The sequence below is a fragment of the Mycobacterium sp. UM_11 genome, assembly GCF_001414075.1.
In the GTDB taxonomy this organism is placed as follows: domain Bacteria; phylum Actinomycetota; class Actinomycetes; order Mycobacteriales; family Mycobacteriaceae; genus Mycobacterium.
In genome coordinates this window covers 21739-46174 of the sequence record NZ_LATC01000018.1, presented here as the reverse complement: position 1 = coordinate 46174, position 24436 = coordinate 21739, and the positions used below count along the sequence as shown (strand labels likewise).

Annotated in this window: 24 protein-coding genes; 16 read left to right on the top strand and 8 right to left on the bottom strand. The window is 69.4% G+C overall.

Annotation, left to right across the window (positions count from 1 at the left end; genetic code table 11):
* Window positions 1-14: 14 nt before the first annotated feature.
* A complete protein-coding gene (locus WU80_RS07160; protein WP_046185708.1) occupies window positions 15-329 on the bottom strand; it encodes a type II toxin-antitoxin system VapB family antitoxin in 315 nt (104 codons plus the stop codon).
* A gap of 208 nt (window positions 330-537) precedes the next feature.
* Between WU80_RS07160 and hrcA the strand changes: the two genes are divergently transcribed.
* Genes hrcA through WU80_RS07145 form a run of 3 tightly spaced genes read left to right on the top strand, consistent with a single transcriptional unit; the run spans window position 538 to window position 3597 of the window.
* Entirely contained in the window at window positions 538-1569 is a 1032-nt protein-coding gene (gene hrcA / locus WU80_RS07155; RefSeq protein WP_055400804.1) for a heat-inducible transcriptional repressor HrcA, read from the top strand.
* Window positions 1570-1627: 58 nt separating this feature from the next.
* Window positions 1628-2776 carry a molecular chaperone DnaJ gene (gene dnaJ, locus WU80_RS07150; protein ID WP_055400802.1) on the top strand — a complete coding sequence of 383 codons (1149 nt, stop codon included), beginning with the start codon at window positions 1628-1630 and terminating at the stop codon, window positions 2774-2776.
* A gap of 26 nt (window positions 2777-2802) precedes the next feature.
* A complete protein-coding gene (locus WU80_RS07145) occupies window positions 2803-3597 on the top strand; it encodes a 16S rRNA (uracil(1498)-N(3))-methyltransferase (RefSeq protein ID WP_055400800.1) in 795 nt (264 codons plus the stop codon).
* On the opposite strand, the gene WU80_RS07140 is transcribed toward WU80_RS07145, so the two are convergent.
* Entirely contained in the window at window positions 3583-4326 is a 744-nt protein-coding gene (locus WU80_RS07140) for a maleylpyruvate isomerase family mycothiol-dependent enzyme (protein ID WP_082459752.1), read from the bottom strand. The genes WU80_RS07145 and WU80_RS07140 overlap by 15 nt on opposite strands.
* A gap of 107 nt (window positions 4327-4433) precedes the next feature.
* Between WU80_RS07140 and WU80_RS07135 the strand changes: the two genes are divergently transcribed.
* From WU80_RS07135 to era, 6 genes are read left to right on the top strand one after another with little or no spacing between them, the layout of a single operon-like run.
* On the top strand, window positions 4434-5078 hold the full coding sequence (locus WU80_RS07135; RefSeq protein ID WP_369808500.1) for a TetR/AcrR family transcriptional regulator: 645 nt from the start codon (window positions 4434-4436) through the stop codon (window positions 5076-5078).
* 56 nt (window positions 5079-5134) lie between these two features.
* The gene (locus WU80_RS07130; protein ID WP_055400796.1) at window positions 5135-6190 is read left to right on the top strand and encodes a PhoH family protein; all 1056 of its coding nucleotides are present in this window, start codon (window positions 5135-5137) and stop codon (window positions 6188-6190) included.
* An 18-nt stretch (window positions 6191-6208) separates the two neighbouring features.
* Window positions 6209-6742 carry an rRNA maturation RNase YbeY gene (gene ybeY / locus WU80_RS07125; protein ID WP_055400794.1) on the top strand — a complete coding sequence of 178 codons (534 nt, stop codon included), beginning with the start codon at window positions 6209-6211 and terminating at the stop codon, window positions 6740-6742.
* Entirely contained in the window at window positions 6739-8034 is a 1296-nt protein-coding gene (locus WU80_RS07120; protein WP_055400792.1) for a hypothetical protein, read from the top strand. The genes ybeY and WU80_RS07120 overlap by 4 nt, the downstream gene beginning before the upstream one ends.
* A complete protein-coding gene (locus WU80_RS07115) occupies window positions 8031-9332 on the top strand; it encodes a hemolysin family protein (RefSeq protein ID WP_055400790.1) in 1302 nt (433 codons plus the stop codon). Before WU80_RS07120 ends, WU80_RS07115 begins: the two co-directional genes overlap by 4 nt.
* Window positions 9329-10237: a GTPase Era gene (gene era, locus WU80_RS07110; RefSeq protein ID WP_055400788.1), complete on the top strand. Its 909-nt coding sequence runs from the start codon at window positions 9329-9331 to the stop codon at window positions 10235-10237. The genes WU80_RS07115 and era overlap by 4 nt, the downstream gene beginning before the upstream one ends.
* A gap of 21 nt (window positions 10238-10258) precedes the next feature.
* On the opposite strand, the gene WU80_RS07105 is transcribed toward era, so the two are convergent.
* Together WU80_RS07105 and WU80_RS07100 are read right to left on the bottom strand one after the other, a co-directional pair.
* Window positions 10259-11716 carry an aminotransferase class I/II-fold pyridoxal phosphate-dependent enzyme gene (locus WU80_RS07105; RefSeq protein WP_055400786.1) on the bottom strand — a complete coding sequence of 486 codons (1458 nt, stop codon included), beginning with the start codon at window positions 11714-11716 and terminating at the stop codon, window positions 10259-10261.
* 127 nt (window positions 11717-11843) lie between these two features.
* Complete coding sequence (locus tag WU80_RS07100; protein ID WP_055400784.1) at window positions 11844-13343, bottom strand: amidase; 1500 nt, start codon at window positions 13341-13343, stop codon at window positions 11844-11846.
* A 62-nt stretch (window positions 13344-13405) separates the two neighbouring features.
* On the opposite strand from WU80_RS07100, the gene recO reads away from it, so the two are divergent.
* Genes recO through WU80_RS07085 form a run of 3 tightly spaced genes read left to right on the top strand, consistent with a single transcriptional unit; the run spans window position 13406 to window position 15568 of the window.
* Window positions 13406-14200 carry a DNA repair protein RecO gene (gene recO / locus WU80_RS07095; protein ID WP_055400822.1) on the top strand — a complete coding sequence of 265 codons (795 nt, stop codon included), beginning with the start codon at window positions 13406-13408 and terminating at the stop codon, window positions 14198-14200.
* A complete protein-coding gene (locus WU80_RS07090) occupies window positions 14193-15083 on the top strand; it encodes a decaprenyl diphosphate synthase (protein ID WP_055400783.1) in 891 nt (296 codons plus the stop codon). Before recO ends, WU80_RS07090 begins: the two co-directional genes overlap by 8 nt.
* A gap of 56 nt (window positions 15084-15139) precedes the next feature.
* Entirely contained in the window at window positions 15140-15568 is a 429-nt protein-coding gene (locus WU80_RS07085; RefSeq protein ID WP_055400781.1) for a hypothetical protein, read from the top strand.
* A 4-nt stretch (window positions 15569-15572) separates the two neighbouring features.
* Here WU80_RS07085 and WU80_RS07080 read toward each other — a convergent pair whose 3' ends face one another.
* The 3 genes from WU80_RS07080 to WU80_RS07070 all read right to left on the bottom strand — a co-directional run bounded on the left by WU80_RS07080 (window position 15573) and on the right by WU80_RS07070 (window position 17503).
* Window positions 15573-16577 carry an alpha/beta fold hydrolase gene (locus WU80_RS07080; protein ID WP_055400779.1) on the bottom strand — a complete coding sequence of 335 codons (1005 nt, stop codon included), beginning with the start codon at window positions 16575-16577 and terminating at the stop codon, window positions 15573-15575.
* 127 nt (window positions 16578-16704) lie between these two features.
* Window positions 16705-17097 (bottom strand): Fur family transcriptional regulator, encoded by a 393-nt coding sequence (locus WU80_RS07075; RefSeq protein WP_055400777.1) that lies wholly within the window; start codon window positions 17095-17097, stop codon window positions 16705-16707.
* A 49-nt stretch (window positions 17098-17146) separates the two neighbouring features.
* Window positions 17147-17503, bottom strand: a complete 357-nt coding sequence (locus WU80_RS07070; RefSeq protein WP_231633764.1) for a metalloregulator ArsR/SmtB family transcription factor — start codon at window positions 17501-17503, stop codon at window positions 17147-17149.
* 244 nt (window positions 17504-17747) lie between these two features.
* Here WU80_RS07070 and WU80_RS07065 point away from each other — a divergent pair, with 244 nt between their 5' ends.
* From WU80_RS07065 to WU80_RS07055, 3 genes are all read left to right on the top strand, one after another.
* Window positions 17748-19139, top strand: coding sequence for a glycine--tRNA ligase (locus WU80_RS07065; RefSeq protein WP_055400773.1), 1392 nt, complete (start codon window positions 17748-17750; stop codon window positions 19137-19139).
* Window positions 19140-19365: 226 nt separating this feature from the next.
* Window positions 19366-20571 carry a PPE family protein gene (locus tag WU80_RS07060; RefSeq protein WP_055400771.1) on the top strand — a complete coding sequence of 402 codons (1206 nt, stop codon included), beginning with the start codon at window positions 19366-19368 and terminating at the stop codon, window positions 20569-20571.
* 256 nt (window positions 20572-20827) lie between these two features.
* Window positions 20828-21088: a hypothetical protein gene (locus tag WU80_RS07055; RefSeq protein WP_055400769.1), complete on the top strand. Its 261-nt coding sequence runs from the start codon at window positions 20828-20830 to the stop codon at window positions 21086-21088.
* An 11-nt stretch (window positions 21089-21099) separates the two neighbouring features.
* Here WU80_RS07055 and WU80_RS07050 read toward each other — a convergent pair whose 3' ends face one another.
* Entirely contained in the window at window positions 21100-23073 is a 1974-nt protein-coding gene (locus WU80_RS07050) for a TPM domain-containing protein (RefSeq protein ID WP_055400767.1), read from the bottom strand.
* An 89-nt stretch (window positions 23074-23162) separates the two neighbouring features.
* Here WU80_RS07050 and WU80_RS07045 point away from each other — a divergent pair, with 89 nt between their 5' ends.
* Window positions 23163-24428 (top strand): deoxyguanosinetriphosphate triphosphohydrolase, encoded by a 1266-nt coding sequence (locus WU80_RS07045; RefSeq protein ID WP_055400765.1) that lies wholly within the window; start codon window positions 23163-23165, stop codon window positions 24426-24428.
* Window positions 24429-24436 lie beyond the last annotated feature (8 nt).

Below are 24436 nucleotides of genomic sequence, written 5' to 3'. Positions count from 1 at the left end.
GCAAACGTGACCGGCTACCGCGGCGGCCCGGGCGCCATGTCCATGTCGAACACCCGGGCGTGCAGCACGGTGCGGTTTCGCAGCGCCGCCCGGACCGCCCGGTGCAGCCCGTCCTCGAGGTAGGTGACGCCCTTCCACCGCACCGCGTGCGGGAAGAGGTCGCCGTAGAAGGTGGAGTCCTCCGACAGCAGACGATCGAGCGCGAGCACCGTCGTCGTGGTGACCAGTTCGTCGAGCCGGATCTGCTGCGGCGGAATCTGGGACCAGTCCCGGTAGGACAGCCCGTGCTCGGGATACGGCTTGCCGTCGCGCACGCCCTTGAAAATCATTGCGCGATCTTCCCCGACGCGTTGCTATGACCCGACCGGTTCATGCTGGACAGGCTAGCCGCAAGAAGCGCCGCCGGCGTCCAAGCCGCCGGTAATGCCGACGGCGGCCGCGACCGCCCGCCCCGGCAAGCGGCCGCTGGTCACGGTCAGCACGGTTTGCGACCCGTAAAATGAACCCGGTCAGGGCGCTGCAGGGAGGTGACCACGAGTGGGAAGTGCCGACGAACGTCGCTTCGAGGTGCTGCGTGCCATCGTCGCCGATTTCGTTGCCACGAAGGAACCCATCGGTTCCAAGACGCTGGTGGAGCGTCATAACTTGGGCGTCTCGTCGGCGACCGTCCGCAACGACATGGCGGTGCTGGAGGCCGAGGGCTACATCACCCAGCCGCACACCAGCTCCGGGCGCGTGCCCACCGAGAAGGGTTACCGCGAGTTCGTGGACCGCCTGCACGACGTCAAGCCGCTGTCCGCGGCCGAGCGCAGCGCGATCCTGAGCTTCCTGGAATCCGGCGTCGACCTGGACGACGTGCTGCGCCGGGCGGTCCGCCTACTGGCCCAGCTGACCCGGCAGGTGGCCGTGGTGCAGTACCCGACGCTGACCTCGTCTACCGTGCGCCATCTGGAAGTGATCGCGCTGACCCCGGCCCGGCTGCTGATGGTGGTCATCACCGACACCGGTCGGGTGGACCAGCGCATCGTCGAACTCGGCGACGTCATCGACGACCACCAGCTGGCCCAGCTCCGCGAGATGCTGGGCCAGGCGCTGGTGGGCAAGAAGCTGTCGGCGGCCTCGATCGCGGTGGCCGACCTGGCCGGGAACCTGCGCGCCCCCGACGGCCTGGGCGACGCCGTCGGCCGCTCGGCGACGGTCTTGCTGGAGCAGCTGGTGGAACACACCGAAGAACGCTTGCTGATGGGCGGGACCGCCAACCTGACCCGCAACGCCGCCGATTTCGGCGGCTCGTTGCGCTCGATCCTGGAAGCGCTCGAGGAGCAGGTGGTGGTGCTGCGGTTGCTGGCGGCCCAGCAGGAAGCCGGTAAGGTGACGGTGCGCATCGGCCATGAGACGGCCGCCGAGCAAATGGCCGGCACCTCGATGGTGACCACCGCCTACGGCACCTCCGACACCGTGTTCGGCGGAATGGGTGTGCTGGGGCCCACCCGGATGGACTATCCGGGAACTATCGCCAGCGTCGCCGCGGTTGCCCTATATATCGGCGAAGTCCTGGGTGCTCGATGAACGCGCACCCGCGGTATGCGCAGGCGCGGGATAAGGACCAGGTTTAGGAGAGTCAGGCGTGGCACGCGACTATTACGGGCTGCTCGGCGTGAGCAGAAACGCCAGCGATGCGGACATCAAGCGCGCGTACCGCAAGCTGGCGCGCGAGCTGCATCCCGACGTCAACCCCGATGAGGGCGCGCAGGCGAAGTTCAAGGAGATCAGCGTCGCCTACGAGGTGCTGAGCGACCCCGAGAAGCGGCGCATCGTCGACCTGGGCGGCGATCCGATGGAAAGCGCCGCCGCGGCGGGCGGCGGCTTCGGGGGCGGCTTCGGCGGCCTGGGCGACGTGTTCGAGGCCTTCTTCGGTGGCGGCTTCAGCGGCGGGGCGACCTCGCGCGGCCCCATCGGCCGGGTCCGGCCGGGCTCCGACTCGCTGCTGCGGATGCGGCTCGACCTCGAAGAGTGCGCGACCGGGGTCACCAAGCAGGTCACCGTCGACACCGCGGTGCTGTGCGACCGCTGCCAGGGCAAGGGCACCAACGGCGACTCCGTGCCGGTCCCGTGCGACACGTGCGGCGGGCGCGGCGAGGTGCAGACGGTGCAGCGGTCCCTGCTGGGCCAGGTGATGACCTCGCGGCCCTGCCCCACCTGCCGCGGCGTCGGAACGGTCATCCCCGACCCGTGCCACCAGTGCATGGGCGACGGCCGGGTCCGCGCCCGCCGCGAGATCAGCGTCAAGATCCCCGCCGGTGTCGGCGACGGCATGCGGGTGCGGCTCGCCGCCCAGGGCGAGGTCGGGCCCGGGGGAGGGCCGGCCGGCGACCTGTACGTCGAGGTGCACGAGCAGGCCCACGACGTCTTCGTCCGCGAAGGCGACGATCTGCACTGCACGGTGTCGGTCCCCATGGTCGACGCGGCGCTGGGCGCCACCGTGACCATCGACGCCATCCTGGACGGCATCAGCGAGATCACTATTCCGCCTGGCACGCAACCGAATTCGGTCATCACGTTGCGCGGCCACGGGATGCCCCACCTGCGGTCGGGCACCCGGGGCGATCTGCACGTCCACGTCGAGGTGTTGGTGCCCACCCGGCTGGACCACCACGACACCGAACTGCTGCGTGAGCTCAAGAACCGGCGCAGCCGCGACGTTCCCGAGGTCCGCTCGACCCACGCCGGCGGCGGCCTGTTCAGCCGGCTGCGCGAAACCTTCACCGGGCGCTAGCCTTCTCGGTTCGCCGAGCCACCCCGATGGTCGCCACCCTGTTCTACGTCGACGCGCTGCCCGATGTCGGCGAGTTGGCCGTCGTCGACGGCGACGAGGGGTTTCACGCGGCGACCGTGCGGCGGATCCGGCCCGGTGAGCAGCTGGTCCTCGGCGACGGCGCCGGCGGCCTGGCGCATTGCGACGTCGAGCACGCGGGCCGCGACGGCCTGCGCGCCCGGGTGCTTCAGCGGTGGAGCGTCGCGTCCGGTCGCCCGGCGGTGACGGTGGTGCAGGCGCTGCCCAAATCGGATCGCTCGGAGCTGGCCATCGAATTGGCCACCGAGGCGGGCGCCGACGCGTTCGTTGCCTGGCAGGCGGCCCGGTGTGTGGCGAATTGGCAGGGCGGTCGCGTGGACAAGGGCCTGCGCCGGTGGCGCGCCGTCGCCCGGTCGGCGGCCCGGCAGTCGCGCCGGGCGCACATCCCGGCGGTCGACGGCGTGCTGTCCACCGCCGAGCTGACGCGGCGGGTCCGCGAGGCTGTGGCCGGCGGTTCGGTGGTGCTGGCCCTGCACGAATCGGCCCCCGGTCGGCTCGCGGATTCCCATGTCGCGCAAGCTGATTCGCTGTGGCTGGTGGTCGGCCCGGAGGGCGGCATGGCGCCGGAGGAGGTCGCCGCGTTGACCGACGCCGGCGCGGTCCCCGTGCGCCTCGGCCCCCAGGTGTTGCGGACGTCGACCGCGGCCGCGGTGGCGTTGGGCGCGATCGGCGCGCTCACGCCCCGATGGGACGCTGCCGGCTTGGACGGCGGTGTCGGCGACGCCGCCTCAGAAAACGCTTAGCTGGCGCGCGATCTCGAGGTTTGCCCGGTCTCCGTGCGCTTGCACCCCGAGGGCTTCCCACGTTCCGCGCTGGGTGACCCATCGCACGAATGCGTCTGCGGCCGAGGCGATTTGGGCTGTAGCGTCGCCGGTGCCGATGGACAGCGTCCGATCGCAACCGTCGGTGAGGCGGATCTCCACCGCGCCGCCCAAGCGCCCCAGGAGGCCGGCGTTCTGTTGGGGCAACGCCGCCTCGATCCAGTCCACCGTCGGTTCCAGCCGCAACGCATCCGAAGCGGGGGGTTCCACCCGCAGCGGGCCGTCCGGCTGCAGCAGGTCGTATCTGATGTGGACGTAGTGCTCGAAGGCGAACGCCGCCGGGATCTCCGATGCCGGATACGTCCCGACATCGCCGAGTGGCACCTCGAAGTCCTGATCCGCCGCGGCCGCGAGGACCTCGAGGCCCTTCGAGCTGACGGATTCGTAGTCGTCCACAATCTCCCGCGACGTCATGCCGCGACGCGATTCGACGTACAGGTCCGCCGCGCGCTCCGCCGGCAGGCCCTTCGGATCGGGCAGGTGCGACGGGTCGACCGCCAGCCAGAAACTGCATGCCATGTGGGACACGACGTCGCGCACCGACCATCCCGGGCAGCCACTGGCCTGCGCCCAGTCGGAGTCGTCCAACGAACGAAGGATCGCCAGCAGCGCCTCGCGGTCCGCCTCGACGGCCTGTATCGCAGAGTTCATCGTCAACCGTGTCCCTTCCTTGGATTCGGCCGTCCCGCTGCTATCTTCAGAGCGAGATTCATACGGTATGTATGAACCTACATACAGTATGTATGAAAGGCAATCGCTTGACCGACGAACGGCGGACCCAGGCGGAGCGCTCCGCGGAAACGCGGGAGGCGCTGGTCTCGGCGGCGCGGCCGTTGTTCGCTGCCCAGGGTTTCTCGGAGGTGGCGCTCGAGGCGATCGTGCGCGCGGCGGGCGTGACCCGCGGCGCGCTCTATCACCACTTCGCCGACAAGACCGAGCTGTTCGCGACCGTGTTCGAGCAGGTCGAGGCGGAGGTTGCCACCCGCATGGGCGAGGCGATCGCGGCGTCCGGCGAAACCGACCCCACCGAGGTGATGCGGTTGGGCGCCGCCTACTGGCTGGACGCCTGTTCCGATCCCGAAATCCAGCGCATCGCGCTGGTGGACGCCCCTGCGGTGCTCGGTTGGACGCGGTGGACCGAGATCGGCAATCGCTACAACCTCGGGTTGGTGCGGGCGCTGCTTTCCGGCGCGATCGAGACCGGCCGCATCCCGCCGCAGCCGATCGAGGCGACCGCGCTGACCATGCTCGGCGCGATGCGCGAGGCCACCCTCTACGTGGCGAGGGCCGAAGATCACGCAACGGCACGCCGGGAAGCCGGCGCCGTCATCGACCGGTTGATCCGGGCGCTCGGCGCAAGCGACGGCGGTGAGGAAGCTGACCAACCGAGGACCCCGGCGTAGACTTAGGCAGCCGAGCAAACCACCGACAAGCCGAGAAAGCAGGCATCGAGAGCCACGTGACGCCCCGCGAGACCAGCGCTGTTGACGCAGCCGGAGGCCTCCAGGCCAACGCCCAAGTACGCAGCAGCATCGATGTTCCGCCCGATGTCGTCGTCGGCTTGTTGGGCTCGGCAGACGAAAACCTTCGCGCCCTGGAACGCAGCCTGAACGCCGACCTGCACGTGCGTGGCAACGCCGTGACCGTCTCGGGCGAACCGGCCGACGTCGCGCTCGCCGAGCGGGCGATCTCCGAGCTGGTCGCGATCGTCGCCAACGGTCAGCCGCTGACGCCCGAGGTGGTGCGCCACAGCGTCGCGATGCTGACCGGCACCGACAACGAGTCGCCGGCCGAGGTGCTCACCCTCGACATCCTGTCGCGGCGGGGAAAGACGATCCGGCCCAAGACGCTCAACCAGAAGCGTTACGTCGACGCGATCGACGCCAACACCATCGTCTTCGGGGTGGGCCCGGCCGGCACCGGCAAGACGTACCTGGCGATGGCCAAGGCGGTCAGCGCGCTGCAGACCAAACAGGTGAACCGCATCATCCTGACCCGGCCGGCGGTGGAAGCCGGTGAGCGGCTTGGCTTTCTGCCGGGCACGCTGAGCGAGAAGATCGACCCGTATCTGCGGCCGCTCTATGACGCGCTCTACGACATGATGGATCCCGAACTGATCCCGAAGCTGATGTCCGCCGGGGTCATCGAGGTGGCGCCGCTGGCCTATATGCGCGGCCGCACCCTCAATTCGGCCTTCATCGTGCTCGACGAGGCGCAGAACACCACCGCCGAGCAGATGAAGATGTTCCTCACCCGGCTCGGCTTCGGGTCGAAAATGGTCATCACCGGCGACATCACGCAGGTGGACCTTCCGGGCGGCGCCAGGTCGGGCCTGCGGTCGGCGATCGAGATCCTCGACAGCGTCGAGGACATCCACATCGCGGAGCTGACGAGCGTGGACGTGGTGCGCCACCGGCTGGTGTCCGAAATCGTGGACGCCTACGCGAAATTCGAGGAGCCCGGCCTGATGAACCGGGCGGCCCGTCGGGCCTCGGGCTCCCGCGGGCGCCGGTGACCGTTTCGTGAGCGTCTCATGAGCATCGAGGTATCCAACGAGTCGGGCATCGACGTGTCCGAAACCGAATTGATCAGCGTCGCAAGGTTTGTCATCGCCAAGATGGACGTGAACCCGGCCGCCGAACTGTCGATGGTGCTGCTGGACACCGCCGCGATGGCCGACCTGCACATGCGCTGGATGGACCTGCCCGGCCCGACGGACGTGATGAGCTTCCCGATGGACGAGCTCGAGCCGGGGGGCCGGCCCGACGCGCCGGAGCCGGGCCCGTCGATGCTGGGCGACATCGTGCTGTGCCCGGAATTCGCCGCCGGCCAGGCCGACGCGGCGGGCCACAGCCTGGGCCACGAGTTGGCGCTGTTGACGATCCACGGCGTGCTGCACCTGCTGGGCTACGACCACGGCGAGCCGGACGAGGAAAAGGAGATGTTCGCGCTCCAGGGCCGATTGCTCGAGGAATGGGTCGCCGAGCAGGTCGAGGCCTACCACCAGGATCGCCAGCAGGAACGGGATCGCCGACTGCTGGACAAGTCGAGGTATTTCGACAATTGAAGCCACGCAACGCGTTAGGGATCGCGACCGCGGCCGCCATTGCCCTCGCCCCTATTTCGGCGGTGGCCGCCACGATCGGGGTGGCACAGGCGGCCCCGTGCGCCGGCCCCGGGTCGAACCCCACCAGCTGCCAGTGGTGCCAGTACCTGGTGGCGCAGTACCACACCTCCAACGTGTGCTCGCAGGCCGCGCCGCCCCGCCGCGCTGAACCCAGCCCGAGCGAGGTGCCGGTGCAGATTCCGGCGATTCCGTCGTACGAACCGCCGAACCCGGTCCCGGTGCCGGCCCGGCCGCTCGTTCCGCCAAACCTGCCGCCCGGCAACGCCGTTCCGACGATCAGCCCGGCGGGTCCCGACGCGCCGCGCAACGTCGCGGTGGTGGCGCCGCCGCGGGGTCTCGACGTGCCGCCGCAGGCGGTCGCCGCGGCCAAGGCCGCCCCGCCGACGCGGGTCAATCCCGCCGACCCCCCGAAGCCGCCGAAGCAGGTCGACTTCAACGAGCGGGTGCAGAACGTCGTCAGCGTCCACCGGGAGAACGTCGACGTCCTCAAGGTCGACAACCAGCGGCTGGTCCGGCCGCGGCACTGGGACTACGTCGACTACGACGACGCCTATCGCCGTCCGGCCATCTTCAACCCGCTGAACCAGGGGATGACGTTCCGCTACTCCTACAACGGCGCCGACCGGGAGGCCTACGTGCCGGCCGGCGCCCGCATCGTGCTCGATGCGGCCACCGTCGGGGTCGTCCCCTTCACCGCGGTCGGCGACAGCTGGGTGGCAGCGGGCAGCTTCTACGGCGGGGGTTCGGTGCCGCCGGAGGGCTTCAACGGGCCCCCGCCGCCGGACTACAAGCCGCCGGAGCCCCCGAAGGTGTACCCGAACGTCTTGGTCGGCATCCCCGCCGTCAACCAGACGTTGGAGGTCGGCCACGTTGCTGTGGTGGGCCGCGACGAAAGCCAGCCCGGCGGCGGCCAGGACGTCTTCCTGCTCGACGACACCACGATGGCCTGGGGCCAGGTCAACGACTCGGCGAGCGGCAACGCCCAGATCCGGGTGACCATGACCCAGTCGCTGCCCCACGCCGGTCCGACCGACGACGGCAGCTTCCTGGTGGTGCTGGCCGTCCGCCCGCACGAGGAACCCACCCAGCCGGCCCCGAGCTGGTGGCCCTCGGCGTTGGGCTTCGGGGCGTTGGGGGTCGTGGTGGGCCTCGGCGCCTGGGCGCTCAACCGGAAACGGAGCGACGACGACGCTGAGGAGCCCGTCGTCAAGTCAAGGTCTTCCGGCAATTGACCGGCCTCTCGTGGCTGCTCGGCGCGATGGCGCTGATCGCCCTCGGCGGGCTGTTCGCGGCGATCGACGCCGCAATCAGCACGGTGTCGCTGGCCCGGGTCCAGGAGCTGGTGCGCGAGGAGCGGCCCGGCGCCGTCTCGCTCTCCGAGGTGATGGCCGAGCGGCCGCGCTACATCAACCTCGTTGTGCTGCTGCGGATCACCTGCGAAATCACCGCGACCGTGCTGCTGGTGCTCTTCCTGTACGACAACTTCGGCCTGACCTGGGGGCTGTTCGGCGCCGCGGCGATCATGGTGGTCGTCAGCTTCGTCGTCATCGGGGTCGGCCCGCGCACCCTCGGCCGTCAGCACGCCTACTCCATCTCGTTGACGACGGCCCTTCCGCTGCGGCTCATCTCGTGGTTGTTGATGCCCCTCAGCCGGTTGCTGGTGGTCCTGGGTAATGCGCTGACGCCCGGCCGCGGTTTGCGCAACGGGCCGTTCGCGTCCGAGATCGAGCTGCGCGAGGTGGTCGACCTGGCGCAGCAGCGCGGCGTGGTCGCCGCCGACGAACGCCGGATGATCGAGTCCGTTTTCGAGCTTGGTGACACCCCGGCCCGCGAGGTGATGGTGCCGCGCACCGAGATGATCTGGATCGAGAGCGACAAGCTCGCCAGCCAGGCGTTGAACCTCGCGGTGCGCAGCGGGCACTCCCGCATCCCGGTGATCGGGGAGAACGTCGACGACATCGTCGGCGTGGTGTACCTGAAAGACCTTGTCCAGCAGAGCTTCCTGTCGGGCGACCGGGGGCGGGGCATCACCGTGGCGCAGGTGATGCGCCCGGCGGTGTTCGTGCCGGACTCCAAGCCGCTGGACACGCTGCTGCGCGAAATGCAGCGCGACCGCAACCACATGGCCCTCCTCGTCGACGAGTACGGGGCGATCGCCGGACTGGTCAGCATCGAAGACGTGCTGGAGGAGATCGTCGGCGAGATCGCCGACGAGTACGACGAGGCGGAGACCGCGCCGGTAGAAGACCTGGGCGACAAGCGCTTCCGCGTGTCGGCGCGGTTGCCCATCGAAGACCTCTGCGAGCTGTACGACGTGGAATTCGACGACGACCTCGACGTCGATACCGTCGGCGGGCTGCTCGCGCTGGAACTCGGCCGGGTCCCGCTGCCCGGGGCGGAGGTGGTCTCGCACGGGTTGCGGCTGCAGGCCGAAGGGGGGGCCGACCATCGGGGCCGGGTGCGGATCGGCACCGTCCTGTTGAGCCCGGCCGAGCCCGAGTCCAACGGTTCCGACGGCAAGGCGCAATGACGCAGGAAAGCGAATTCCGTTCCGGCTTCGTGTGTTTGGTGGGCCGGCCGAACACCGGCAAGTCGACGCTGACCAACGCGCTCGTCGGCACCAAGGTGGCGATCACCTCGACGCGCCCGCAGACCACCCGTCACACCATTCGCGGCATCGTGCACCGGGAGGACTTTCAGATCATCCTGGTCGACACCCCTGGCCTGCACCGGCCGCGCACCCTGTTGGGCAAGCGGCTCAACGACTTGGTGCGCGACACCTACACCGAGGTCGACGTCATCGGGTTGTGCATTCCGGCCGACGAGGCGATCGGCCCCGGCGACCGGTGGATCGTCGACCAAATCCGTTCGACCGCAACGAAAACGACGGTCGTGGGTATCGTCACCAAGATCGACAAGGTGCCCAGGGACCGGGTGGCCGCGCAACTGGTCGCGGTCAGTGAACTGCTCGGCGGCGACGCCGAGATCGTCCCGGTGTCCGCGGCCACCGGGGCGCAGGTGGATGTGCTGATCGACGTCCTCGCCGCGGCGCTGCCCCCCGGCCCGGCGTACTACCCCGACGGCGAGTTGACCGACGAACCCGAGGAAGTGCTGATGGCGGAGCTCATCCGCGAGGCCGCCCTGGAGGGTGTTCGCGACGAATTGCCCCATTCGTTGGCGGTGGTGATCGACGAGGTCAACCCGCGCGAGGACCGCGACGACCTGATCGACGTGCACGCACTGCTTTACGTCGAGCGCGACAGCCAGAAGGGCATCGTGATCGGCAAGGGCGGCGCGCGGCTGCGGCAGGTGGGCACCGCGGCGCGCGGCCAGATCGAGAAGCTGCTCGGCACCAAGGTGTACCTCGACCTGCGCGTCAAGGTCGCCAAGAACTGGCAGAGCGACCCCAAACAGCTTGGTCGGCTTGGCTTCTGAATTGTGCGTGGCCGGCCGCCGCTAGGCCACCACGCGGATTGTCCCCAGCGACGGATCCGCCGCATCGGGGACGTTCATGCCCGCACGCACACCGCTGCAAAGGTAATCCAGCACCGCGTCGTTCAGCCGCTCACCGGGCACGACGGCCGGGATGCCCGGCGGATACGGCGTGCATTGCTCGGCGGCGACGCGGCCCGCCGCCTGGTCGGTGGGCACCGCCTCGACACGGCCGAAGAACGCGTCGCGCGGCAGGCAAACCGTCTCGAGCTGAAGCTCTTCGGGGGAGGGCAGGTCGATGGGCGGCGGAGGGTCGAAGTTGTCGGCGGCCTTGCGCCAGGCCCCCAGTGCCTCGGTGAGCCGGCCGGCGCTGTCCGCATTGTCGGCCATGGACAGGGTCGCCAGGATCCGGCGATGGTCGCTCATCCCGGTGTCGATGTGCGCGTGCTCGCGCAGCCAGTCGTGGGCCTGGTAACCGGAGGTGCCCGTCGCGGAGACGTCCATCAACACTTGCAGTCGGTCCAAGTCGTGCGAGGCCTGCACGCCGAGCAATTCGTCGTCGAGCACCTGCACGTCCGGAATGCCTTCGATGTCCGCGCGCAGCCGGCGCGCGAGATCCAGTGCATCGCCCAGCAATTGGTGCCCGTGCTGCACCATTTGCCGCCGCCACCCGTCCATGGCGGCATACACCAGGACGCTGGGGCTGGTGGTCATCAGCAGGTCGGCGCACGCCGAGAGGCGGTCCTGGTCGATCCGGTCGCCCTGCACGTGAAACACGGAGCCTTGCTCGAAACCGGCCCCCATCTTGTGGACGCTGACCACGCAGACGTCCGCATCGGCGTCCATCGCCCAGGTCGGCAGGTCCTGGTGGAACGGCAGGTGCGCCCCCCACGCCTCGTCGATGATCAACGGCTTGCCGCGCGCATGGCAGACCTTCGCGATCCCGGCGATGTCGGCGCACGTGCCGTACGGGCTGGGGCTGACGATGAGCGCACCGGCGGCGTCCGGGTGCTTTGCCCAGGCCTCTTCCACCTGCTCCGGCGACGGCGGGTGCGAGAAATGATGCTCGGCGTCCCAGCGGGGGGTGATCCAACGGGGTTGCACGCCCGAGAAAATGAGCCCCGCCACGATCGACTTGTGGCTGTCCCGGCCGACCAGCAGGCTGCCGTCGCCGCCGGCCACCGCCATCATCGCCGCCTTCACCGACAGCGAGCTGCCGCAGGTGGAGAACCAGGCGATGTCGGCGCCCACGGCCTCGGCCATCAGATCCTCGGCGTGCTTGAGGTATTCGTGGCTGGTTTTGCGGTCGTCCAGCCCGCCGCTGGCCAGCACGTCGTCCAGAAACGGTTCGCGGCCCAAAACGGCCAGGACCCGGTCGTCGGCGCCGCGGCCCTGGCGGTGACCCGGTGGGGTGAACCCGTAGCGGCGCTTGTCGCGGTAGTCGACCAGCGCATCCAACAGTGGAGCCTCAGATTGGTCCATGACGAAGGGGTACCCGCGTTGCCACCGGCTATGCGACGTCCTCGCTGACCTCGAGCAACCCGTGGGCGCGCACCGCCCGCATCGACAAACGTCAAGTCGCGCAACCGAAGTCGACCGAGCGGTGATTTCACCGCCGCGACGGCGGTGTGCCGGCCACCGGCGGCGCCGCCGTTTCGGTGTTCCACCACATCGTCGGCTGCTTGGTCGACCACCCGCACACCGCCTCCAGTTCGGCCGCGAGCGAGATCAGCATGCCCTCGCTGTTGGCCGGACCCATCAACTGCACGCCGATCGGCAATCCCTCGGAAGTGAAGCCGGCCGGCACGTTGATCGACGGCCAGCCGAGCACGTTCCACGGAAACGTCAGGGGGCACGCGGCGATCATCGCCCGATCGGTGCCAAAGCTGCTCAACCGGTCGAACGCGCGCGCCGGCGGCGGCGGCTGCGCGGTGGTCGGGGCGAGGACGACGTCGACGATGTCGAAGATGGAACCCACGCGGCGCTGGACGGCGGCCTCGTGCCGGCGCGCGGTGCGCAGGATCGCCTGACCCAGCACGTGGCCGGTGCGCAGGTTGGCCAGCGTGCGGGGGTCCCAGATCACCCCGTCGCCCAGCCGTTCCTCCCAATCCCGCAGGCCGGCTGTGGACCGGGCCAGGAAGTCCCACGACAGCCGCAGGCCGTAGTCGGGATTGCCCGGCACCACGGTGTGGCCCAGCAACTCGAGCTGTTTGGCCACCGCCCGGGTGGCGGACAGGATCTCGGGATGCAGCTTGGGGCGGAAGCCGGTGTAGGGGAACCGGGTGGACAGGGCGATGTTCAACGGGCCCGGGGCGATGCCGACGTAGTCGGACGCGGTGATCGGGGGCGGTTTGTGCCGGTCGCCCTCGACGTTGCCGGACGCCGCGTCGAGCACCAACGCCGCGTCGGCGACCGTGCGGGCCAGCACGCCGTTGACCGTGATGCCGTTGAACGCCTCGGGCAGGGGCCAGGTCGAGATGCGGCCGCGCTGTGGCTTGATGCCCACCAGGTGCGTCCACGCGGCGGGGATGCGGACGCTGCCGGCGCCGTCGGATCCGATCGCCGCGGTGACCAGCCCCGCGGCGACCGCCGCCGCGCTGCCCCCCGACGAACCGCCCGGGGTATGCCGGCGCGACCAGGGATTGCGGGTATGCCCGAAGCCGGGTCCGCTGGTGAACGGCCACTGACCCAGTTCGCAGGTGTTGGTCTTGCCGACGATCACCGCGCCCGCGGCCTTCAGGCGGCGAACCACCTCGGCGTCGTGGGCGGCGGGCGCGACATATCCCTCGGTGCCGAACGCGGTCGGCACGCCAGCAACGTCGACGTCGTCCTTGACCGCGATCGGGATGCCGAGCAGCGGCGCGGTGTCGCCGGCCGCCCGCCGCCGGTCGGCCGCCGCCGCGTCGGCCAGCGCCGACTCGGTGAGCACCACGCGGAAGGCGTTCAACGTCGGCTGGCTCGCGTGGATGGCGTGCAGGGACCGGCGCACCAGTGTGACGGAAGTCACGGACCGGTTGGCCAGCTGATAAAGCAGGTCAGTCAGTGTGGGCAGGCGCTGGCCACCGGGCCCGAAAACGGACCCAGGACCTGACTCGGGAGCGCCAATCACGGGGTACGAGACTAATCGGCGCGGATACCAGCATTGTCGCGGTGGGGTGCAAAACTATGGTGATGCGGCTGTATCGAGACCGGGCTGTGGTGTTGCGCCAGCACAAGCTCGGCGAGGCCGACCGGATCGTCACCCTGTTGACCCGCGATCACGGGCTGGTTCGGGCGGTGGCCAAGGGCGTGCGTCGCACCCGCAGCAAATTCGGCGCGCGGCTGGAGCCGTTCGCGCACATCGACGCGCAACTGCATCCCGGCCGCAATCTCGACATCGTCACCCAGGTGGTCTCGATCGACGCGTTCGCCACCGACATCGTCTGCGACTACGGCCGCTACACCTGTGGGTGCGCGATGCTGGAAACCGCCGAACGCCTCGCGGGGGAGGAACGGGCCCCCGCCCCGGCCCTGCACCGGCTCACGGTGAGCGCGTTACGGGCGGTGGCCGACGGCCGGCGGTCCCGGGACCTGCTGCTGGACGCCTATCTGCTGCGCGCCATGGGCATCGCCGGCTGGGCTCCGGCGCTGACCGAGTGCGCCCGGTGCGCCACCCCGGGGCCGCATCGGGCGTTTCATGTCGGCGCCGGGGGCAGCGTCTGCGCCCACTGCCGCCCGGCCGGTTCGACGACGCCGCCGCCGGGCGTGCTGGATCTGATGTCCGCGTTGCACGACGGCGATTGGGACTTCGCCGAGCAGACCCCGCAATCGCACCGCAGCTACGTCAGCGGCCTGGTCGCCGCGCACCTGCAATGGCATCTGGAGCGGCAGCTCAAAACGCTGCCACTGGTGGAACGGACCTATCACGTCGACCGCGCCGTCGCCGAACGGCGCGCTGCGGTGATGGAGCAGTTGGACTGTGGCTAAAGCTGAGCGCAAGCTCAAGTCGACCGACTTCCCGCAACTGCCCCCGGCGCCCGACGATTACCCGGTCTTCCCCGAAAAGTCGACTTGGCCGGTGGTGTTCCCCGAGTTGCCGCCGTCTGAAGGCGGCGGCCCGAGCCGGCCACCACAGCACACCTCGAAGGCGGCCGCACCCCGGATCCCGGCGGATCGATTGCCCAATCATGTGGCGATCGTGATGGACGGCAACGGCCGCTGGGCTACCCAACGTGGATTGACCCGTACCGACGGCCATAAGGCGGGCGAAGCGGTCGTCATTGACATCGTTTGTGGTGCAATAGAAATCGGGATCAAGTGGCTCAGCCTCTACGCCTTCTCGACCGAAAACTGGAAGCGTTCCCCCGAGGAAGTGCGCTTCCTCATGGGCTTCAACCGTGACGTGGTGCGCATGCGCCGGGTGAATCTCAAGACCATCGGGGTGAAGATCCGCTGGGTGGGCTCGCGTCCACGGCTGTGGCGCAGCGTGATCAACGAGTTGGCGATCGCGGAAGAGATGACGAAGGACAACGACGTCATCACCGTCAACTATTGCGTCAACTACGGGGGTCGCGCCGAAATCGCTGAAGCCGCAAAAGAAATCGCACGCTTGGCCGCCGCCGGCCGGCTGAACCCGGAGCGCATCACCGAGGCGACGGTGGCAGCGCACCTGCAGCGGCCCGACATCCCGGACGTGGACCTCTTCCTGCGAAGCTCGGGGGAGCAGCGGTCCAGCAACTTCATGCTGTGGCAGGCCGCGTACGCCGAATTCATCTTTCAGGACAAGCTGTGGCCGGACTACGACCGCCGCGACTTGTGGGCCGCCTGCGAGGAATACGCCTCGCGCAACAGGAGATTCGGGAGCGCTTAGTGGGGACTGGAAGCGCGGCGGAGCCGGGCGCAACGGGTCCTCACGGGGAGGATGCTATGCCGTCACTGCAGGAGAGGCTGGCGTCGGCGCTCGCCGAGGTGCTATCTGTCGACGAGGAAGCCGACGGGGCGCTGACGGTGCGCCACGCCGGGACCATCGCGTCGCTGCGGGTGGTGAACATCGCCGAAGACCTCGACCTGGTGTCGCTCACCCAGGTCTTGGCGTGGGATCTGCCGCTGACCAAGAAGATCAGCGACCAGGTCGTCAAGCAGGCCCGCGACAGCAACTTCGGCAGCGTCACGCTCGTCGAGAAAGTCAATGACAAGGCCGTGCAACGCAATTCGGGCAAGGGCGCGGCCAAAAGCGCGGACGTGATACTGCGCTACAACTTCCCCGGCGCCGGCCTGACCGACGACGCCCTGCGCACCCTGATCCTGTTGGTGCTGGATTCCGGCGCCGGTGTCCGCAGCGCGCTGACGGGTTAGGGCTCTAGGACACCGCAGATTCGATCGCGCCGACGACTTCCGTACGGGGGACAACGTCGTCGCGACCTCCGGTGCGCAGCAGCGACTGCATCAGGTCCAGGTTGTAGTCGGCCGGTCGGGTCGAGTCGACGAATCGTTCGACGACCTCGACGAAGCGATCCGGATGGTCGTGGAACGGCATGTGCCCGGAGTCCTCGAAGATTTCCATCCGCGAACCGGCGATCGCCGCGTGGGCCGTCCGGGCGTGGTCCACCGGGATGATCACGTCGTCTTCTCCCCAAATGATCTGCACCGGAACGTCTTGCATGAGATAGCTGCGGTCCAGCATGGTGACGTATTGACCGCGCGCGTCGACTACCGACCGCAGGGTGCGCGCGAACGCCGCCAGCCCGGCGGGGTCCGTGAAACCCTCGAGCATTTCCACGACGTCGGCAGCGTCGCGCCCGAACCTGGTGGGACCCAGCACGGTCCGCACGGCGCGGCCGAAGCCCCGCACCGCGGGCAGCACGCCCGGCGCGCGCAGCACGCCCAGCGCCTCGGCGCCCAGCGGCATCGCCGCCAACCGCAACGCCGGGCTCACGTCCTTCGAGACGCCACCGGCGCTCACCAGCACGATGCGTTCGACCAACTCCGGGTACTGGTAGGCGAATTGCATGGCCACCCCGCCACCGAACGAATGCCCGACGAGGGTGACCCGGTCGATCCCAAGCACGGCGAGCAGGTCGCGCATGCCGTTGGCGAAGGCCGGCAAGGAGTAGTCGGCGTGGGGTTTGTCGGACTCGCCGTGACCCAGCAGGTCCGGTGCGATGACCGTGAACCGCTGAGCAAGCTTGGCGTGCACGGGGTCCCATGATTTCGAGTTGCAGCCGACGCCATGGATGAGCAGCAGGGCCGGTCCGGACCCCGCGACCCGGAAGGCCCGGCGGTAGCCGTGGATCGTCCGGAACTGCAGTGCCGGGGGCTCGACCTCGCGTACCGGTCGCAGGTGGGACACCGTGTCCTTGCGCATCGTGTGCTCACTTCCCTTGAGATGTCGTCTCGGCCCGGGGGCCACTCATGGGTAGGAGCACGCGGCGCACGCGTGGTGGACAGTTTTTTCGAAACGTTTTCCGGGGCCGGATTCGGCTCGGGTCAGCCTAGGCCCCGCACTGCGAACACGTGCCGAATATTTCGATGGTGTGGCTGACGTCGGAGTAGCCGTGTTTGGCGGCGACCTGCGCCGCCCACGCCTCGACCTCGTGGTCGCCGACCTCGATGGTGGACCCGCAGACGCGGCAGACCAGGTGGTGATGATGGTGCTCGGAGCACCTGCGGTACACCGACTCGCCGGTGTCGGTGCGCAGCGTGTCGACCATTCCCGCCGCCGCCATCGACTGCAGCGTCCGGTAGACGGTGGTCAGCCCGATGTTCTCGCCGCGGCGGCGCAACTCGTCGTGCAACTCTTGCGCCGAGCGGAAGTCGTCGAGGGTGTCCATCAAGGTGGAAATCGCGGCCCGCTGACGGGTCGACCGGACGCTGGCGCCCGTCATTGGCGCCGCTCCTCGGCAGCACGTCGTTCTGCATCGTCGCCGGCGCGCGTCACGCGGTGTCCTCGCCGGCGTGCGCGACGGCGTCCACGACGATGTGCGCCAGGTGGTGGTCGGCCAGCCGGTACAGCACCTCGCGGCCCGAGCGCTCCCCGGCGACCACCCCGGCGGCCTTGAGGATCTTCAGATGCTGGCTGACCAGCGGCTGCGGCACGCCCAGCGCGTCGACCAGCTCGTGCACGCAGCGGTGCGACTCCCGCAGCTGCAGCACGATGGCGATCCGCACCGGCGCGGCCAGCGCGCGCAGCAGCTCGCCGGCGGCGGCCAGGATTTCCCGTGGCGGCGGGACCGGGTAGTCGGCCAGGGCGCCGGGACCGGCGTCGCCGTGCTCGTGGGCCACCACGCTCATGGCCGATCCCAGCTCGTCGGCGCGATCGGGATGCAGGGGGACGTCGCCATGGGAGAGAGTCATCACCTCGAAAAGTGCCAGGTAGTCGGGGACGGCCCGCGGTGAGGAAACGCGATCGACCGACCTCCACTGTCACATGCATGATGACGCATGTCAAAGACCGCGGCGCCGATCGTTACCATGACTGTTGCTCTGTGCGCGGCGGTCTGCTCCCCGCGCGTAACCGCCCAAACCCGGAAAGGGAGTGCACCGCCCCGTGGCGTCCGTCATCGACACCGTAGTCAACCTGGCCAAACGGCGCGGCTTCGTCTTTCCCTCGGGCGAGATCTACGGCGGCACCCGGTCGGCGTGGGACTACGGCCCGCTGGGAGTGGAGCTTAAGGAGAACATCAAGCGGCAGTGGTGGCGCGCGGTGGTCACCGGCCGCGACGACGTGGTGGGGATCGATTCGTCGATCATCCTGCCGCGCCAGGTGTGGGTGGCCTCCGGCCACGTCGAGGTCTTCCACGATCCCCTGGTCGAGTCGCTGATTACCCACAAGCGCTACCGCGCCGACCACCTCATCGAGGCGTACGAGGCCAAGCACGGGCACCCGCCGCCCAACGGGCTGGCCGACATCCGCGACCCGGACACCGGCGAGCCCGGCCAATGGACGGAGCCGCGCGAGTTCAACATGATGCTCAAGACCTACCTCGGCCCGATCGAGACCGAGGAGGGGCTGCATTACCTGCGCCCGGAGACCGCGCAGGGCATCTTCGTCAACTTTGCCAACGTGGTGACGACGGCCCGCAAGAAGCCGCCGTTCGGTATCGGCCAGATCGGCAAGAGTTTTCGCAACGAGATCACGCCGGGCAACTTCATTTTCCGGACCCGCGAGTTCGAGCAGATGGAAATGGAGTTCTTCGTGGAGCCGTCGACCGCGAAGGAATGGCACCAATATTGGATCGACACCCGCCATCAGTGGTACGTCGATCTCGGTATCGATCCGCAGAATCTGCGGCTCTTCGAACATCCGGCGGACAAGCTTTCGCACTACTCCGACCGCACCGTCGACATCGAGTACAAGTTCGGCTTCGCCGGCAACCCGTGGGGCGAGCTGGAAGGCGTGGCCAACCGAACCGACTTCGACTTATCCACGCACGCAAAGCATTCCGGCGCCGACCTGTCGTACTACGACCAGGTCACCGACACGCGCTACATCCCGTACGTCATCGAACCCGCGGCCGGCCTTACCCGGTCGTTCATGGCGTTTCTGATCGACGCCTACACCGAGGACCAGGCCCCCAACGCCAAGGGCGTGATGGAGAAGCGCACGCTGCTCCGGTTGGACCCGCGGCTGGCGCCGGTCAAGGCCGCGGTGCTGCCGCTGTCCCGGCACGCCGACCTGAGCCCGAAGGCCCGCGACCTGGCCGCCGAATTGCGCAAATACTGGAACATCGATTTCGACGACGCCGGCGCGATCGGCCGGCGCTACCGCCGCCAGGATGAGGTGGGGACGCCGTTCTGCGTGACGGTGGACTTCGATTCGCTGGAAGACAACGCCGTCACGGTGCGCCAGCGCGACGACATGACCCAGGAACGGGTGGCGATGAACGCCGTGTCCGATTATCTGGCCGCGCGACTCAAGGGCTGCTGACCACCCGGTTGGCGCATTCCGGACGCCCGTCCGGTCCATCGGCGCGGGCGGCTTTGCGGCCGCCGCGCCGACGTATTAAACGTTTGATAAAAAACCGTTGCTGGGCGGCCGATTGGCTTTAGGCTCGTTAAACGAATGTTTTACTCACGTGTCTAGTCGCTCGGGGGTGGGTGTCGGTTCGTGTGGGTGTAGGAGCCGTTGACTCGGTCGGTGAGTTGGGGATGTGATGATTCCAGCTTTTCTGTTATTCCCCCCCGAGATCAACTCTGCGCTGATGTATGGCGGCGCGGGCCCCAGCACGTTGTTGACGGCGGCCGCGGCCTGGGACGCTCTGGGCGCGGATTTGTCGGCGGCCGCCGCGTCCTTTGAGTCCGTGGTGACAACACTGGCCGCTGGTCCGTGGATGGGCCCGTCGTCCATGGCGATGGTGGCGGCGGCCACGCCCTATCTGCAGTGGTTGATTTCGGCGGCGGGGCAGGCCGAGATCTCGGCCGTGCAGGCGCGGCTGGCGGCGTCGTCGTATGAGGCGGCGTTCCTGGCGACGGTGCCCCCTCCGGCCGTGCTGGAGAACCGCATCCGGTTGCTCACCCTGATCGCGACGAACATCTTGGGGCAGAACACCCCGGCGATCGCGGCGACCGAACTCGAGTACATGGAGATGTGGGCCCAGGACGTGGCCGCCATGGTGGGCTACCACGTCAGCGCGCAGACGGTGGCGACGACGCTGCCGGCGTTCAGCGTCCCGCCGGCCGGCCTGAGCGGCTTGGCGGGGTTGATCACGGCGCCGCTGGAGATCGTGTCCCAGCTGCTGGGGGGTGTGGGCGGCGCGTTCATTTCGCAGCTGCAGTCGGTGCTGGGGGCGTTCTCGCCCCTGCTGTCGTCGGTGACCTCGCTGCTGACGTCGATGCCGGTGACGACGATGACCACGGTGGCGCAGATCGGGATGTACCCGGCCAGCGCCCTGATGTCGCCGATGATGGCGCTGGCCCACGGCGTCGCGCCGGCCGCGGCCCCGGCGATGGCCGGTGTCACCACCGTCGCCGCCACGGGAGGCGCGCAGGCCACGGCGGGCGGCGCCCACAGCCTGCAGACGCTGGGCGGGCTGGGCGTGGCGACGGCCGGGTTGGGCACCGCGCGGTTCGTGGGGGCGATCACGGTGCCGCCGACCTGGCAGGGGTCCATGCCGGTGCCGGCGGTGCTGACGAGCCTGGCGGTGCCGGCGCTCGGCGGCCAGCTGCCGACCCCCTTCGCGACGGGGGCCACCGGGGGATCGTCCGCGTCCGGCAGCGGTACGACACCGGCGATGCCCATGGCGATGGACGGGCGGGGGACCGAGGACGGCAAGACCGATGCGAGGGGCCGCCGCGGCGGCGAGAACCCGCACGTGGTCCAGGCGCGGCCCAAAGTGGTGCCGCGGGGGAGGCGCGGGTAGGGCCAGCCCGACCCGCGCGGTCGGCGTGGCCGTTTCGTCGCAGTTCCGGCCCGCGTCGTGGCCGTCCGCTTTGCGAAAAGCAAATCCCCGTTTTTGGGGTATTTGTCTGAAGTTTGGCTTACGATGTGGCTGCTTGGTGTTAATTGGTTCGGCCACAGCATCCGAAGATTCGGCTGTGGAAGGGGGCAACATGCTTTTGCCTCTTAGTCCGCCGTTACCCGACGACTCGGTGTCGGCGGTTAGGGGTGAGTCGGGGATGCTCGGTGGCCTGTCGGTTCCTCTCAATTGGGGTGTGGCCGTGCCGCCGGACGACTACGACCACTGGGCCCCGAAGCCGGAAGTGAGCGAGGACGCCGCCGAAGCCCCCGTTGACGCCACGGCCCCCGCCGCCGTCGTCGCGGACGCCAGTCAATTCACCGAGTGGACCGAATGGAAGCGGTGGGAAGGCGAAGCCGAACCCCGCATCAACATGCCGCGCAGCGGAGGCGTGATACCGCATTCACCGGCCGCCGGCTGACCGCGAGCCGCTCAGAATCGCCCGCCGCCACCCATCAAGCCGCCGCCGGACGAGCCGCCGAACGACGTCGGGCTCCAGCCGCCGAATCCACCCCGCATCCCGCCGCTGAGCACGTTGCCGATGATGATGCCGCCCAGCATCGCGCCGATGTCGCTGCTCCCGCCGCGGGTGTAGGCGCGCTGAGCGGATTGGACGTCGGCATTGGCCAGCGTCTGCGCCTGGGCGGCCAGCGTCGACGCCGCGTTGGCGTGGGCGATCGCTTCGGTCGGGTTCGTCGCCCTCTTGTCCCGCGCGGCGTGCAGGTGCCGGTCGGCTTCGGCGAGCCGGGTGCGAGCTTCGGGGCCGATGCTGCCCCGGCGCGTGTCGATGTAATCGGACACCGCCCGCACCCGGGACTCGGCTGTGAACAACGCCTGCTCGATCTTCCGCTGCAGCTGCTCGGCACTGGCCCGCTCCTGGGCCAACGTGACCAGCAGCTCGCCGAGGTCGGCATCGGCCTTGGTCAACTGGGCGAATGCGCCGAGCGGGTCGGTGGCGGCCCCGGCGCGGGCCCCGTCGACGGCGCGGGCGGCCGCATCGCGCGCCGTCAGCAGATCGCCGGTGTGAGCGGTGGTCTGCCCCTTCTGCAGCAGCTCGCCCGCGCGCTGGATGTCCGCCTGAATGTCGGCCATGGCCGACGGCAGGCGGTCGATCGCGTGCTGGATGTCGGTGGCCGCGTTGTCCACCGAGTCGAGCAAGGCGCGCGCCTGCCCGAGCGCGGACTCGGCGGCGCGGACCGCATCGACCAAGCCGGCCTGGCGGCCGCCGACGGCTTCGGCGGCCAACTCCCGGGCGGTGCCGATGTTGCGGTCGGCGAACGCAAGCCGCTCCTTGGCGGCCGTCACATTGCCGGACACCGAAGTCAGTGCGGCCGCGTCGAATTGGCCGTGCAACTCGGCCAGCCGCTGTTCTGACGGGCCGATGCGGGTGGTGAGCTCCACGTAGGCCTGCGTGAGCCCGTCGAGCCGCGATCCGGCGTTGATCACCAGGTCGCGCAGGTTCTCGAACGCCTCGGTCTGCGATTCCAGTTCGCGGTCGGCGCGCGCCGCCGACACGACCACCCGGGTGAGCAATTCGCGACGCTGCCCGGGTGTCTCGGGCGTGCTGTCGTCCAGCTGTTGTCGCACCGTGAACGCTTGGGACAGAGCGGCTTTGGCGTTGCCCAGGGCCTGGGTGAACGGTTGGGTTCGCTCCTCACCGAACTCGGCGACGGCCAGGTCGAGCTCGTTCGAGCTGGTTCGCACGGCATTGTCGACGTCCACCACCAGCGCGCGGGACAGATCGTCAAGGGCCTCCAGCGGCACGCCCGCCAGCGCTTGGGAGTCGGTGGGGTCGACCCGTCGGGCCGCGGCCAGGGCGGCCGCGCGTCGCCGCCGGCGGCGATAGCGCATCACCAACAGCAGGGCCGCCAGCGGGCCGACAATGAGCGCCAGCGTCACCAGCAGGACCACCCGGCCCGACGAGCCCGGCGACCTGTTGAGCCCGTTGGCCGCGGCAACCGCGGCGCCGCTCCAGTCGCCGTTGTGCAAGGCCGGTTCGATCTTGTTGCGTCGCAAGTCATCGACCTGGCGGGCGCTGACGCTCTTGACGGTGGTCGGCACCAGGAAGGCGTATGCCCGGCTGGTGGTGGCGACGGCCAGCAGGGCGTCGTAGTCGCCCAGATCGCTCGAGCGCATCGTGGCCTGCGCCCAGCTCACCGGGTCCTGGCCGGAAAACGTGTCGATGTAGACCACCCACAGCCGGACGTGCCGATCCGTATACAGCCTGCCGACGGCCGACGTCACCGCCGAGCGGCCGGAGTCCGAGAGCACGCCCGCGTTGTCGGTGACGTAGTCGGCCAGCCGGAACGGGGGCTGCGCGCCGGCCGCGGGCGCGACCAGCAGCCCCCCGCCTAACGCGATCGCGAGGATCGTCGCGACCACGCTCAGCGGGCGGGCAGTGCGCATGACGCCAATTTAGCCCGGCGGGGATACGGGCAAATAGCCGTGCGGCGCAGCGATCCCCCGCCCGGCATTCCCTGGCAGACTGTGCGTCGGTGACCACGAATCGGCAAGACCCTTACGACGACTTCGACCGGCAACGGCGGGTAGGCGAGGCGCCGAAGACTGCGGGTCTGCCGGGTACCGAAGGCCAACATCGCACCGACTTCGCCCGGGACCGGGCCCGCGTGTTGCATAGCGCCGCGCTGCGCCGGCTGGCCGACAAGACCCAGGTCGTGGGTCCCCGGGAAGGCGACACCCCGCGCACCCGGCTGACGCACTCGCTGGAGGTCGCGCAGATCGGGCGGGGGATGGCGGTCGGGTTGGGCTGCGACCTCGACCTGGTCGAGCTGGCCGGCCTGGCCCACGACATCGGCCATCCGCCCTACGGGCACAACGGCGAGCGCGCCCTGGACGAGTTCGCCGCCGACTACGGCGGCTTCGAGGGAAACGCGCAAAACTTCCGCATCCTGACCAGTCTCGAGCCCAAAGTGCTTGACGGGCAAGGCAATAGCGCCGGGCTGAACCTGACCCGCGCGTCCCTGGACGCGGTCACCAAGTATCCGTGGCCGAGAGGTGATGGGCGACGCAAGTTCGGGTTCTACGACGAGGACCGCGAGCCGGCGGCCTGGGTTCGCGCGCGCGCGCCGGGGGGGCGGATGTGCCTGGAAGCGCAGGTGATGGACTGGGCCGACGATATCGCCTATTCGGTTCACGACGTCGAGGACGGCGTCGTCTCGCAGCGCATCGATCTGCGCGTGCTCGCCGACAAGGACGAGGCGGCCGCGCTGGCCAAGTTGGGCGAGAGCGAATTCTCCCGGGTCAGCGCCGACGACTTCATGGCGGCGGCGGAGCGGCTCTCGGCCCTGCCGGTGGTGGCCGCGGTCGGCAAGTACGACGCGACGCTGGCGGCGTCGGTGGCGTTGAAGCGACTCACGAGCGAACTGGTGGGCAGATTCGCCTCGGCCGCCATCGCCACCACCCGCGCGGCGGCCGGTCCCGGTCCGCTGGTGCGCTACCGGGCCGACCTGCTGGTGCCCGACCTGGTGCGCGCGGAGGTCGCCCTGCTGAAAATCCTTGCGCTGCAATTCATCATGTCCGATCCGCGGCACCTCGACACCCAAGCCAGGCAGCGCGAACGGATCCACCGGGTGGCGCGGTCGCTGTACTCGGGGGCGCCACGGACGCTCGATCCCGTCTTCGCCGCGGCGTTCATCACCGCGGCCGACGACCGCGCCCGGCTGCGGGTCATCGTCGACCAGATCGCCTCCTACACCGAGGGTCGGCTGGAACGAATCGACGCGGGCCAAGCGGCCGGTTAGCGGCGCGT

Bases quoted from the DNA above. Each gene is read 5' to 3' on its own strand.
- WU80_RS07160 (WP_046185708.1), bottom strand. From the start codon at position 329: ATGATTTTCAAGGGCGTGCGCGACGGCAAGCCGTATCCCGAGCACGGG.
- WU80_RS07145 (WP_055400800.1), top strand. From the start codon at position 2,803: ATGGTCGCCACCCTGTTCTACGTCGACGCGCTGCCCGATGTCGGCGAG.
- WU80_RS07140 (WP_082459752.1), bottom strand. From the start codon at position 4,326: ATGAACTCTGCGATACAGGCCGTCGAGGCGGACCGCGAGGCGCTGCTG.
- ybeY (WP_055400794.1), top strand. From the start codon at position 6,209: ATGAGCATCGAGGTATCCAACGAGTCGGGCATCGACGTGTCCGAAACC.
- era (WP_055400788.1), top strand. From the start codon at position 9,329: ATGACGCAGGAAAGCGAATTCCGTTCCGGCTTCGTGTGTTTGGTGGGC.
- WU80_RS07105 (WP_055400786.1), bottom strand. From the start codon at position 11,716: ATGGACCAATCTGAGGCTCCACTGTTGGATGCGCTGGTCGACTACCGC.
- recO (WP_055400822.1), top strand. From the start codon at position 13,406: ATGCGGCTGTATCGAGACCGGGCTGTGGTGTTGCGCCAGCACAAGCTC.
- WU80_RS07085 (WP_055400781.1), top strand. From the start codon at position 15,140: ATGCCGTCACTGCAGGAGAGGCTGGCGTCGGCGCTCGCCGAGGTGCTA.
- WU80_RS07080 (WP_055400779.1), bottom strand. From the start codon at position 16,577: ATGCGCAAGGACACGGTGTCCCACCTGCGACCGGTACGCGAGGTCGAG.
- WU80_RS07075 (WP_055400777.1), bottom strand. From the start codon at position 17,097: ATGACGGGCGCCAGCGTCCGGTCGACCCGTCAGCGGGCCGCGATTTCC.
- WU80_RS07070 (WP_231633764.1), bottom strand. From the start codon at position 17,503: ATGAGCGTGGTGGCCCACGAGCACGGCGACGCCGGTCCCGGCGCCCTG.
- WU80_RS07060 (WP_055400771.1), top strand. From the start codon at position 19,366: ATGATTCCAGCTTTTCTGTTATTCCCCCCCGAGATCAACTCTGCGCTG.
- WU80_RS07055 (WP_055400769.1), top strand. From the start codon at position 20,828: ATGCTCGGTGGCCTGTCGGTTCCTCTCAATTGGGGTGTGGCCGTGCCG.
- WU80_RS07050 (WP_055400767.1), bottom strand. From the start codon at position 23,073: ATGCGCACTGCCCGCCCGCTGAGCGTGGTCGCGACGATCCTCGCGATC.